Genomic DNA, 11,056 nt, shown 5'->3' on the forward strand with positions numbered 1-11,056 from the left:
CTTGCCCCCGTTCGACTGCGCAGCAGTCGTCAGTCCGGCAACGCGTTTTACCTGAAGAGGCTCATTGAATGGTTTGGGGCCGCTACGCAGCCCAACGGGGGCAAGCCCCCTCGCCACAAGGTCCGCGGTCGACCGGGGGCTACTCCGGCAACTCTACCAACCCATCGACATCGGTCATCGCCCGCTCCAGCAAGTCCGCCGGCAGGCTCTTGCTCGCCCGCGCGCCCAGCAGCTTGAGCTGTTCACTGCGACTGACCAGGTTGCCACGCCCTTCTGTCAGCTTGTTACGTGCCGAGCTGTAGGCCTTGTCCAGTTGCTGCAGGCGATTGCCGACTTCATCCAGGTCCTGGATGAACAGCACGAACTTATCGTACAGCCACCCGGCCCGTTCGGCGATTTCCCGGGCATTCTGGCTTTGTCGCTCCTGCTTCCACAGGCTGTCGATGACGCGCAGGGTTGCCAGCAACGTGGTGGGGCTGACGATCACGATGTTGCGATCGAATGCCTCCTGAAACAGTGTTGGCTCTGCCTGCAACGCGGCAGAAAACGCCGCTTCGATCGGCACGAAGAGCAACACGAAATCCAGGCTGTGCAAACCGTCGAGGCGCTTGTAATCCTTGCCGGCCAGGCCTTTGACGTGATTGCGCAACGACAGCACGTGCTGCTTGATGGCGATCTGGCCGATGGCCTCGTCCTCAGCCGCGACGTATTGCTGATAGGCCGTCAGGCTGACCTTGGAGTCGACCACCACCTGCTTGTCGCCCGGTAGATAAATGATCACATCCGGCTGGAAGCGCTCGCCGTCCGGGCCCTTGAGATTGACCTGAGTCTGGTACTCGCGCCCCTTCTCCAGCCCCGCGTGCTCGAGCACGCGCTCAAGAATCAGTTCGCCCCAATTGCCCTGGGTCTTCTGCCCTTTCAAGGCACGGGTCAGGTTGGTGGCTTCATCGCTCAAGCGCAGATTCAACTGCTGCAGGCGCTCCAGTTCCTTGGCCAGGGAGAATCGCTCGCGAGCCTCGTTCTGATAGCTTTCCTCGACACGCTTTTCGAAGGACTGGATGCGTTCCTTGAGTGGATCGAGCAATTGCCCCAGACGCTGTTGACTGGTTTCGGCAAAACGCTGCTCGCGTTCATCAAAGATTTTCCCCGCCAGTTCGGCGAACTGCGCCCGCAGTTCGTCTCGCGAGCCTTGCAGGTCGTTGAGGCGTTGCTGGTGACTGTCCTGTTGCTCGCGCAATTCGGCGTTGAGCGACGCGGCCTGGGCATCCAGGCGGCGCAATTCTGCTTCTTTTCCGGCGCGTTCGATATTCCACGCATGGGCGGCGTCCCGGGCGTCGTCACGCTCGATCTGCAGCAGGTCGACTTCACGACGCAGTGCTGCCAGATCAGCCTGTTTAGCGGAATTGGCCTGGGTCAGATCAGCGATTTCATCGCGGCTGGACTCGAGTTGTGCATTCAAGCCGTCCTGCGCCAGTTGCGCCATGGCCAGGCGTTCCTGCAGCAGTGCAACGTCTGCCTGCGTAGTGCTGGCCCGACGCTGAAGTTGCCAGGCCAATACCAGCAACGGCAACCCTGCCGCTGCCAGACCCAGCAATACGCTGGTCAAGTCCATTGCCATAGCCACTCCTGCCATTCGGATAAAGCCTGAAGGTTAACCAAGGCGTCCGGTCTTGGACAGCTCAGTCTTCGATCAGCCCCAATTCCTGTTGAGCGCGGCGATCGCCTGCCCGAGCGGCCTGACGCAGCAGGTCCTGACCGATCCGGCGGTCCCGGGCATTCCCGCATTCGCGGCACATCAACTGGCCAAGGCGACTTTGCGCAGCCACCACGCCTTCACGGGCCGGTTGCTTGAGCAGACGTCCGGCGAGGTGTTTGACGTTAGGGTTTTCGCCCAGGTGCGGGCTGTCCAACAGCCACTCTGCCACACGCATGGAAAAGCGCTTGGTAGGGGCAACAGAGGGTGGTGTGGAGGAAGAGGAAACGGAGGCTGAGCGAAACTTCATAAAGCACTGTGGGGCAGATCGGAAGGCGCGCAACTTTACTCTCTTTTTCTTACAGGTAAAGCTGAAAATATCCCGGCACGCCCGTGCTAGAGCAAGCGCTCGGGACAATCCACAGAAGCTGTGGATAACTCAGTGGACAACCGCCCTTGAACCGGCTCAAAGCCCTGTGGAATGGGGCCCGCAGTCAAACTGACGATTTTTTCACCAGTAAAAAAAAGCGATGTTTTTCATTGACTTAAATTTTGGTTACAGGCAGCCATTGCGCTTGAACGTGAGATGACAGCAGGGTGACAGACTGCGCAACTAATGTGCACAAGTGCCTTTGTGACGGTTATATCAATGCACTTTTTCGGCGCATTTTTTGACGCTCCTGGGGATAAACCCTGCCGAACCCGGTATTTAGACGACTGCGTTGCTACAAACTTCCATGACCGGCGGTCGGATACTGTCCTGATACAGGGCGTATCCATCGGAGGCAGTGCAGCTTTATGCCGGCCAATACAACCCGATCAGGCACCTGCCGGGAAATTGTTTTCGCTAACACGCTTCCCTTGGCCAGTTCAATCCGTTAGTATCCGCGGCGTTAGTACCAAGCTGAAAGTCAATTCTGGTCGAACACATCCCCCCGGTCAGCCTTCCCAACGGAAGCCTCCACCGAACAATCGGGATCGACCACCTCGATGGTTTCCAGGTAAATCTTGCGCCAACACAACCTTTGAATCGAAAGCAAAGGGTGTTGCTCCGCCTGCTTACTCTGCTCGAACCAACCTGCAAATTGATCAGGATCTTCACCCCGGGCCCAGAACCTTTGCCCTCGATGTGTTGCCTGCCCTCCTAAGTACCTACCTGCCAGCCCAAGCGCGCCAACTTATCAGCGCTTCAAACTGGCTGCTTTGTTCCAGTCGGGTTCTTCGTTCGATCAATGGTGATCGTCGTCACTGGAACGTTTTAACTTTGCACGGTTCTTATCCGTGTCGCTTGTAGGAACACCAATTATGTCCACTCAAATCCACACTCAGGATGCCATTCGCACCCTAACCAACGCTTTTGCACCGATGAACTGCCTGATCATGGCCGCTCGCAAAGGCTGCTTCAGCTTCACCCTGGTCAACGAACACGGTATCGCTCGTCACAGCGAACGCCTGTACCCCGATCAATACTCCAGCGCCGAGCCGCTGCAGGCCGTGATCGAGCGTACCCGTCAGGCACTGGTTGCCTGAAACGCCAGAAAGGCTGGAAACCCGAAAGCCCTGCCCGAAAAGCAGGGCTTTTTATTGCCCGATGTTTCCCTTCCCTCGAACCACGACTAAGCACGATCCGATATAACGGTTATAACTGCTCGCTGGAAATATTTTAAAAACAGGCCTTTACAGCGCGAATATGACACTACACTTCAACTCAAGCGGCTTGACCCGCTTGCGGCGAGCCTGAGCCGATTCACTGCTGCCAAGCCCCTTCAGGTATCGCCGTCCAATCCAGGTTTCGAGGGTTTTATGGGTATCGCTGCCAGCGAACTGTGCCGCTACGTGATTCGTCCGACCTTGATCTACCTCGGACGTCATAGCGCTACTGCCGAATCCCTGCTGCTGGGCATTGCCGCCAGCCAGTCCGCCCTTGGTTCCGCCCTGCATGACCGCCGCGGGCACGGCCTGTACCGCATCGCCGAGCCCCGCCACCAGGCCCTTTGGGACCATTACCTGGCCCTTGATCCGGAGCGTGCAAGCCTGGTCCGCGGCCTGGCCAGTCAGCATGCGTTTCTGAGTGGCCCGCACCTCGAATTGACCGTCAACCTGCGTTACGCCACGGCCATCGCCTGGCTGCTGGTGGAAGAACAGAATACCCCCCTCCCCGCCCCCGATGATTTGTTGGGTATGGCCAGAATCTGGCGCCAGACATTTCAGCCCCAGGGGCGTCTGCGTGATTTCACCTGCGCCTGGCAAACCTGTGTTTCTCCCCTGAATCAAGTAGCCTGCTGACACCTCTGGATCCAAAGTTCGCGCATCACGCCGCGATTTTGGTCGGATTGTCCTACAAAACCGCTCTAAATCAAGGCATACAGGCTATGGCGCCGGGACGAAAATGTTGGTAGTTTTCGCCCCGGTGATCACCAGGAGTTCTAATAATGAAAAAAGTAATGCTCAAAACCACCCTTAGTCTCGCCGTTGCCTTGGCATCCACCCAGATCTTCGCAAGTGGCTTTGCCCTCAACGAACAGAGCATCAGTGGAATGGGGACTGGTTTTGCGGGACGCTCTTCATCTGCCGATGATGCAAGCACTGTTTTTGGCAACCCTGCCGGCATGTCGCGAATCAAGCGCCAGGAAGTCACTGGCGGGATCGCAGCTATCGATGCCTCGTCAGATATCAAAGACGCCCAAGGCGCCCACCCGGGTACCAACAAAGGCGACATGGTGCCATTCACAGCCGTTCCGATGGGCTATTACGTCAAGCCGATTGATGATCACTGGGCATTCGGCCTCGGTGTCTACGCACCTTTTGGTCTGATTACCGACTATGAAAATGGCTTCCAGGGTGCCGGTTTCGGCAGCAAGAGTGAAGTCAAGGTTGTCACCTTCCAGCCTACCGTCAGCTACGCCTTTAACGACAAAGTATCGATTGGTTTCGGCCCGACCATCAACCGCATTGGCGGCACTCTGGAGTCGGATGTACCTCTTTTTGGCGATACCCACGTCAAAATCAAAGGGGATGATGTCGCTCTTGGCTACAACTTCGGGGTCCTGGTACAAGCAACAGACACCACTCGTGTCGGCCTGACCTATCACTCGAAAGTGAAATACAAGATTGAAGGTCATACCGATATCACCGCAGGCGCAAATTCACCTTCCGCCTTCCTGAAAAGCAATCGATACGATGCTTCGCTGAAAATCGAAACACCTGAATCTGTCGACTTCTCCGTGACACAACAGCTGACGGATGCGTGGACCCTTTATGCAGGTTCCACCTGGACTCGCTGGAGCCGTTTGAAAGACATCACCGTCAACAACGACGGCGTAACGGCGGCACAAGGCGGTGCATTGTCCCCGGCCCTGTTCGGCACCATTACGGAAGAGCAGAACTGGCACAATACCTGGGCCTACGCCATCGGTACCTCCTACCAGCTGAATAAGCAGTGGGTATTGCGCACCGGCCTGAGCTTTGACCAGTCGCCTACCAACAATACCGACCGATCCCCACGTATTCCTACAGGTGACCGCACAATCTTCAGCCTTGGCGCCGGCTACAACGTCACCGATGATCTGACCATCGACGTCGCCTACTCCTACCTGAAGGAAGAAGCTGTCAAGGTGAATCACTCCAACCTGGTAGACAGTTACAGCGCCAAGTACGAAAACAGCGCCAATGGTTTCGGTGTCGGTGCGACCTACCGCTTCTGATGATTCCCGGCGAGCCTGAAGCGCTCGCCATCGGAATCAAAAAAGCCCCGCTCTCCTCACGGAGGCGGGGCTTTTCATTTGCAGGTCAGGGGGTTGAAACGAGCGGTGGCGAAGCCAGGGCTTTTTCTACCGCTGCGATGAACTCGGGATCATCCGGTTTGGTCAGGCTGGAAAAACTGGCGATCACCTTGCCTTGGCGATCCACCACGTACTTGTAGAAATTCCACTTCGGCGCGCTGGTTTGACTGGCGAGGACCTTGAACAAGTGCGTCGCCTCTTCGCCACGAACCTTTTGCGGCTCGGTCATGGTGAAGGTCACGCCATAGTTGACGTAGCAGACCCTGGCGGTCTCGGCGCCATCCTTTGACTCCTGCTTGAAATCGTTGGACGGGACGCCAATCACCTCCAGGCCTTGACCCTTGAAGCGCTGGTTCAGCGCCTCAAGGCTTTTGAACTGCGGAGCAAAGCCACAGAAGCTTGCGGTATTGACCACCACCAACGGTTTGCCGGCGAAGCGCTGGCACAAATCGATGGATTCCCTGGCATGCAACTTGGGCAAAGAGCCTTGCAAAAGATCCGGGCAATCTGCCGCGTGAGCCACCCCGGTAAACGCGACCAGTAACGCAGGAACTGCAAGCCAGCGCATCAACATGTCTGGACATCCTTGAGAAATCGTCAGGATTCGACGTTACTCGCCCCGCCATCCCCCTAGCAAGTCCCCATGCCCAACTGCAAAAGCGCCAGCCCGCCCTGATGCCAGCCCCACCACGTCAGGGCAAGCAGCAAGGCGAGGACAGCGAAAATCGTGATTCGAGGCCAGAGACTGTTCATGCCGCACTCATTTGTGTTTGCAGGCGTGCCACCGGACGTTCACGCACCGGCCAGTTCAGGGCGGCAGCCAACAGACTGAGAAGAATCGCAACCTGCCAGATCAAGTCATAGCTACCGGTACGATCGTACACCACGCCACCCAACCAGCCGCCCAGGAACGAACCGAGCTGGTGAAACAGGAAAACAATCCCACCGAGCATGGACAGGTTTCGCACACCAAACAAGGTCGCCACCGTGCCGTTGGTCAACGGCACCGTCGACAGCCACAGAAAGCCCATGGCCATGCCGAACAGATAAGCCGTCGTGGTCGTCACCGGCGCCCACAGGAACAACGCAATGACCACCGCCCGCAGTAGGTACAAACCAGTGAGCAAACGCGGTTTGGACATGCGCCCGCCAAGCCAGCCGGCGGTATAGGTGCCGAAAATGTTGAACAGGCCGATCAGCGCCAGCACCGTGGTGCCGACCGTGGCCGGTAGATGCTGGTCCACCAGATAGGCCGGCAAGTGCACACCGATGAACACCACCTGGAATCCGCAGACAAAAAAACCGAACGCCAGCAGCCAGAATCCGGAATGCGAGCAGGCTTCGCGCAGCGCTTCGCCAAGGGTTTGTTCGTGGCCCATGACGGGCAGCGGCTTGTCCTTGAGCATGCTCACCAGCGGCACGATCAACGCCACCAGCAAGCCCAGCGCCAGCAGCGCCGCGGACCAGCCAAGCCATCCAATCAAACCGAGTGTGCCGGGCAACATCGCGAACTGGCCGAACGAACCGGCAGCACTGGCGATCCCCATGCCCATGCTGCGTTTTTCCGGCGGTACTGCGCGGCCGACCACACCCAGAATCACCGAGAACGACGTACCGGACAGCCCAATGCCGATCAGCAGGCCGGCACTCAGGGACAGGGTCATCGCCGAGTCGGAGAGCCCCATGCAAATCAGCCCGGCCGCGTACAGGACGCCACCGATGAGCACCACTTTCGCCGCGCCGAAGCGGTCGGCCAGCGCGCCGGTGAACGGCTGAGCGAGCCCCCAGATCAGGTTCTGCAAGGCGATGGCGAAGGCAAAGACTTCGCGCCCCCAACCGAACTCGGCGCTCATCGGCGCCAGAAACAGCCCGAAGCCATGTCGAACGCCCAGAGACAACGCAAGGATCAGCGCACTCCCCAACAGAACCCAGCCGCATGTACGCCACATCGATGTCATTGTTGTTCTCCGGTAGCGGGTATATACCCGCTTAAGTTCGAAAAAACCGGCATCACGCCAGTTCGTCCAGCAGCTTCAATAAAATTTCGCGCTTCTCGGCGCCCAGGCGATCGATCAAGCGTTGCTGTGCGGCTTCCCAGGCCGGCAAGGCAGCCTTCAGGCGCTCTGCCCCGGCCTCTGTCAGCAGGACGATACGGTTACGCATGTCCTCGCCCTCGACCAGTGTCACCAGGCCCTCACCTTCCAGCACCCGCAAATTGCGCCCCAAGGTGCTGCGATCCAGCCCCATGGCCTCGGCCAGGGTCGAGATGCTCGGCTGATCCAGACGCTGCAGATTGCACAGCAAAGAATACTGCGCAACGTTGATCCCGAAGCCGTCGAGAGCGCCGTCGTAATGCCTGCTGACACCACGGGCGGCGCGACGCAGGTTGATGCATAAACATTGAGAATCGAGCATGGTGCGTGTATATACCCGCGAGCGTGTTAAATCAAGTTACAAGGGAGTGGCGCCTGTTAGATCGCTATCGCGAGCAAGCCCGCTCCCACAGAGATTTTCGGTGTGCCCACTTTTTTGTCAACGAAACTGAACCCTGTGGGAGCGGGCTTGCCCGCGAAGAGGCCAGAACATTCACCACTACGGCGTTCAGACTAATGCCAATCCAACCAACACCCCTACCTCCAGCAACTCCAGCATTGCCCCTGCCGTATCGCCCGTCGTTCCACCGAGCCGCCGCAGCATCACCTTGCGCAGCCAGACAAACCCGAGAACCGCCAGCAACACTGCCATTACACCGCTGACGCCTGCAATCAATACACAAGCCAGTGCACTGAACGCCAACACCTGCTTGCCCGCCGAACGCGGAAGATGATCGGCCAATGCCTGCCCCAGACCACCGGCGCGCACATAGGGTGTAGTCAGGAACAAGCCGAGCAACGCACTGCGGCCTATCAATGGCACGATGATCAATGCCAGCGAATGCGGCTGTTCGATCAGCGCCAGTAGCGCGGTGAATTTAAGCAGCAACACCAGCACCAGTGTCACCACGGCGATCGGCCCGCTACGCGGGTCTTTCATGATGGTCAGTGTGCGCTCACGATCGCCAAACCCACCGAGCCAGGCGTCGGCACTGTCAGCCAGGCCATCCAGATGCAACCCGCCGCTGAGCAGCACCCAAACGCAGAGCAGCAGCGCCGCGTGCAGCAACGTCGGCGTGCCAAGCAGCAGCCAGTTGATTACCCACAGAATGACGCCAAACAATAGTCCCACCAGCGGATAAAACAGCAGCGACCGTCCCAACGCCTGAGGCTCAGGCATACCGGGCAGGCGAATCGGCAGGCTGCTGAGAAATTGCAGGGCGATCCAGAATGGCAGCATGGTCAGCGCATTTCCTTTAACAAGCCAGCCGGCTCCACGGTCAGCGAAAACAGCGCGCCATGCCCGACCTCGACGTTGAGCAGTTGCTCTCGCGGCAGCCCTCGCGCCTGTGCCAGCAATAGACGCATCACACCGCCATGGCTGATCAGCAAAATGCGCTCACCGGCACAGGTCGAGTGCAAACGCTCCAGCGCTGCCAGCACCCGCGCCGAAAACGCTGTAACCGGCTCACCCTGAGGCGGCGTGAACGAATAAGGATCGGCCCAGAACAACCCCAGGGCCTGCGCGTCGGTTTCCATCAACGCCGCCGCGCTTTGCCCTTCCCAGGCACCGAAATGCAACTCTTGCAGGTCTTTATCCAGATGCACCGGCACACCCAATTGCGCACCGAGTTCCTCGGCAAACCGCGCACAACGCTGCAGCGGCGAACTGACCAACCGATCCCATGGCCCCAGCCCGACCACGGCGGCGCGCATCTGCGCCCAACCCAATTCGGTCAACGCATCATCGATGCTGCCGCGCAACCCGCCGCCGAATTCGGTTTCACCGTGACGCAACAGATCTACGCGCAAGGTCATGCCGGACGATCTGCCACGGCGGCTTCGGCGAAGGTCGCCATCTGCCCGTGCAGGTCGCAAGCCAGGCGCAGCAGCGGTACTGCCAATGCCGCGCCACTGCCTTCGCCAAGACGCAGGCCGAGATCGAGCAACGGCTGCGCATTCAGGGTTTCCAGCACATGACGATGCCCAGGCTCGGCGCCGCGATGCCCGAACAACAGCCACTGCCGACACTCTGGATTCAAGCGCACCGCAACCAGCGCCGCGACACTGCAAATGAAGCCGTCCACCAGCACCGCGACACCTTCTTGAGCGCACGCGAGATAGGCACCGACCAGCGCGGCGATCTCAAAACCGCCGAGGTTGAACAACGTCTGCAAGACATCGCTACGCTGCGCGCCATGCAATGCCAGGGCGCGCTCGATCACCTGGGCTTTATGGCTGACACCTTCGGCGTTGAGCCCGGTGCCGGGCCCGGTCAAATGACCTACTGGGCAATCAAGCAGCGCGCACGCCAGGGCGCTGGCGGCGGTGGTGTTACCGATGCCCATTTCGCCACCGATAAACAACTGCGCACCCGTGGCAATTGCCCGCTGCACACTGTCACGGCCGGCCTGCAAGGCAAGTTGCCCCTGGGCCTCGGTCATGGCCGACCCCTGTACAAAATTGGCCGTGCCCGGGCCGACGTTCAGGTGGCGCACGCCCGGCAGGTTCAACGACGGCGTCACCGTGCCAAGGTCAACCACCTCAAGGGAAGCGCCCAGTTGTCGCGCCAGCACGCTGATCGCAGCGCCACCGCTGACGAAGTTGTGCAACATCTGCCCGGTCACTTCCTGGGGAAACGCCGACACGCCTTCGGCGACGACGCCATGGTCACCGGCAAAAATCGCGATCCACACGTGCTCCAGACTCGGCTTGACCCGCCCCTGCAAACCCGCCAGTTGCACCGCCACCGATTCCAGCTGACCGAGGGAGCCGGCCGGTTTTGTAAGTTGCTGTTGCCGCGCCTGCGCTTGTTCGACCACTTGGGTATCGACCGGCTTGCACGGGTTCAGCCACCAGGATTGAGTCATAACGCAGTTCCTTTCAGAGTCAGGGGCAGGCCGGCGACGGTCAGGACGACGCGCTGACAGCGCTCAGCCAGAGCTTGATGCAGCCATCCGGCTTCATCGACATAGCGGCGAGTCAATTCGCCCAGCGGCACGACACCCATTCCGGTCTCGTTGCTGACAAAAATGATTTCACCCGGCAACGATGCCAGGCATTCGAGCAGAGCATCTCGCTCGGCTTGCAGGCGCCCGGCATCGTCGAGCATCAGCAGATTGGTCAGCCACAGGGTCAGGCAATCCACCAGCAGGCAGCGGTCGGCGCGGGCGGATTCGCGCAGCACCCGGGCCAGTTCGACGGGCTCTTCGATCAATGCCCATTCAGCAGGACGACGAGCGCGGTGATGGGCCACCCGCTCGCTCATTTCTCCATCCAGTGGCTGGCTGGTGGCGATGTAGGTGACGGCCAGAGCGCTGTCGATGGCGAGCTTTTCAGCCAGGCGACTCTTGCCGGAACGGGCGCCGCCGAGGATCAGTTGGAGCATGGTTACATCCTTTCAAATGGGCGGTGAGGCCACTTCAGTCTTCGCGAGCAAGCCCGCTCCCACATTACTGTGGGAGCGGGCTTGCTCGCGAAGAGGCCAG

The 11,056-nt window shown here is 59.3% G+C and carries 13 protein-coding genes; 3 read left to right on the forward strand and 10 right to left on the reverse strand.

The annotated features are described in order from the left end of the window. Positions 1–139: 139 nt before the first annotated feature. Both rmuC and PMI28_RS20535 read right to left on the reverse strand, forming a co-directional pair. The gene (gene rmuC, locus PMI28_RS20540) at positions 140–1,504 is read right to left on the reverse strand and encodes a DNA recombination protein RmuC (protein WP_177318959.1); all 1,365 of its coding nucleotides are present in this window, start codon (positions 1,502–1,504) and stop codon (positions 140–142) included. 175 nt (positions 1,505–1,679) lie between these two features. Next, positions 1,680–2,003 (reverse strand): hypothetical protein, encoded by a 324-nt coding sequence (locus PMI28_RS20535; protein WP_081501395.1) that lies wholly within the window; start codon positions 2,001–2,003, stop codon positions 1,680–1,682. Between the two features lie 995 nt (positions 2,004–2,998). On the opposite strand from PMI28_RS20535, the gene PMI28_RS20530 reads away from it, so the two are divergent. The 3 genes from PMI28_RS20530 (at position 2,999) to PMI28_RS20520 (ending at position 5,397) form a co-directional block, all read left to right on the forward strand. After that, positions 2,999–3,223 (forward strand): hypothetical protein, encoded by a 225-nt coding sequence (locus PMI28_RS20530; RefSeq protein ID WP_007898912.1) that lies wholly within the window; start codon positions 2,999–3,001, stop codon positions 3,221–3,223. Positions 3,224–3,496: 273 nt separating this feature from the next. Further along, positions 3,497–3,979 (forward strand): hypothetical protein, encoded by a 483-nt coding sequence (locus PMI28_RS20525; RefSeq protein ID WP_007984504.1) that lies wholly within the window; start codon positions 3,497–3,499, stop codon positions 3,977–3,979. A gap of 146 nt (positions 3,980–4,125) precedes the next feature. Continuing rightward, entirely contained in the window at positions 4,126–5,397 is a 1,272-nt protein-coding gene (locus PMI28_RS20520) for an OmpP1/FadL family transporter (RefSeq protein ID WP_007984506.1), read from the forward strand. Positions 5,398–5,482: 85 nt separating this feature from the next. Here PMI28_RS20520 and PMI28_RS20515 read toward each other — a convergent pair whose 3' ends face one another. The 8 genes from PMI28_RS20515 to cobU form a co-directional block, all read right to left on the reverse strand. Beyond that, complete coding sequence (locus PMI28_RS20515; protein ID WP_007984508.1) at positions 5,483–6,049, reverse strand: glutathione peroxidase; 567 nt, start codon at positions 6,047–6,049, stop codon at positions 5,483–5,485. 56 nt (positions 6,050–6,105) lie between these two features. Beyond that, positions 6,106–6,228: a hypothetical protein gene (locus tag PMI28_RS31385; protein ID WP_007984510.1), complete on the reverse strand. Its 123-nt coding sequence runs from the start codon at positions 6,226–6,228 to the stop codon at positions 6,106–6,108. Continuing rightward, positions 6,225–7,433 (reverse strand): MFS transporter, encoded by a 1,209-nt coding sequence (locus tag PMI28_RS20510; protein WP_007984512.1) that lies wholly within the window; start codon positions 7,431–7,433, stop codon positions 6,225–6,227. Before PMI28_RS20510 ends, PMI28_RS31385 begins: the two co-directional genes overlap by 4 nt. 52 nt (positions 7,434–7,485) lie before the next feature. Continuing rightward, positions 7,486–7,890, reverse strand: coding sequence for a MarR family winged helix-turn-helix transcriptional regulator (locus PMI28_RS20505; protein ID WP_007984513.1), 405 nt, complete (start codon positions 7,888–7,890; stop codon positions 7,486–7,488). Between the two features lie 186 nt (positions 7,891–8,076). Then, a complete protein-coding gene (locus PMI28_RS20500; protein WP_007984514.1) occupies positions 8,077–8,808 on the reverse strand; it encodes an adenosylcobinamide-GDP ribazoletransferase in 732 nt (243 codons plus the stop codon). Between the two features lie 2 nt (positions 8,809–8,810). Further along, entirely contained in the window at positions 8,811–9,386 is a 576-nt protein-coding gene (gene cobC, locus PMI28_RS20495) for an alpha-ribazole phosphatase family protein (protein ID WP_007984515.1), read from the reverse strand. Beyond that, positions 9,383–10,438 carry a nicotinate-nucleotide--dimethylbenzimidazole phosphoribosyltransferase gene (cobT, locus tag PMI28_RS20490; protein ID WP_007984517.1) on the reverse strand — a complete coding sequence of 352 codons (1,056 nt, stop codon included), beginning with the start codon at positions 10,436–10,438 and terminating at the stop codon, positions 9,383–9,385. The genes cobC and cobT overlap by 4 nt, the downstream gene beginning before the upstream one ends. Then, positions 10,435–10,956 carry a bifunctional adenosylcobinamide kinase/adenosylcobinamide-phosphate guanylyltransferase gene (cobU, locus tag PMI28_RS20485; RefSeq protein WP_007984519.1) on the reverse strand — a complete coding sequence of 174 codons (522 nt, stop codon included), beginning with the start codon at positions 10,954–10,956 and terminating at the stop codon, positions 10,435–10,437. Before cobU ends, cobT begins: the two co-directional genes overlap by 4 nt. Positions 10,957–11,056 lie beyond the last annotated feature (100 nt).

The organism is Pseudomonas sp. GM48 (genome assembly GCF_000282335.1).
Classification (GTDB): Bacteria; Pseudomonadota; Gammaproteobacteria; order Pseudomonadales; family Pseudomonadaceae; genus Aquipseudomonas.

Excerpts from the sequence above, each read along its gene's own strand:
- PMI28_RS20535 (WP_081501395.1), bottom strand. The coding sequence starts at position 2,003 with ATGAAGTTTCGCTCAGCCTCCGTTTCCTCTTCCTCCACACCACCCTCT.
- PMI28_RS20525 (WP_007984504.1), top strand. The coding sequence starts at position 3,497 with ATGGGTATCGCTGCCAGCGAACTGTGCCGCTACGTGATTCGTCCGACC.
- PMI28_RS31385 (WP_007984510.1), bottom strand. The coding sequence starts at position 6,228 with ATGAACAGTCTCTGGCCTCGAATCACGATTTTCGCTGTCCTCGCCTTG.
- PMI28_RS20530 (WP_007898912.1), top strand. The coding sequence starts at position 2,999 with ATGTCCACTCAAATCCACACTCAGGATGCCATTCGCACCCTAACCAAC.
- PMI28_RS20505 (WP_007984513.1), bottom strand. The coding sequence starts at position 7,890 with ATGCTCGATTCTCAATGTTTATGCATCAACCTGCGTCGCGCCGCCCGT.
- cobC (WP_007984515.1), bottom strand. The coding sequence starts at position 9,386 with ATGACCTTGCGCGTAGATCTGTTGCGTCACGGTGAAACCGAATTCGGC.
- PMI28_RS20515 (WP_007984508.1), bottom strand. The coding sequence starts at position 6,049 with ATGTTGATGCGCTGGCTTGCAGTTCCTGCGTTACTGGTCGCGTTTACC.
- PMI28_RS20520 (WP_007984506.1), top strand. The coding sequence starts at position 4,126 with ATGAAAAAAGTAATGCTCAAAACCACCCTTAGTCTCGCCGTTGCCTTG.
- cobU (WP_007984519.1), bottom strand. The coding sequence starts at position 10,956 with ATGCTCCAACTGATCCTCGGCGGCGCCCGTTCCGGCAAGAGTCGCCTG.
- cobT (WP_007984517.1), bottom strand. The coding sequence starts at position 10,438 with ATGACTCAATCCTGGTGGCTGAACCCGTGCAAGCCGGTCGATACCCAA.
- PMI28_RS20510 (WP_007984512.1), bottom strand. The coding sequence starts at position 7,433 with ATGACATCGATGTGGCGTACATGCGGCTGGGTTCTGTTGGGGAGTGCG.
- PMI28_RS20500 (WP_007984514.1), bottom strand. The coding sequence starts at position 8,808 with ATGCTGCCATTCTGGATCGCCCTGCAATTTCTCAGCAGCCTGCCGATT.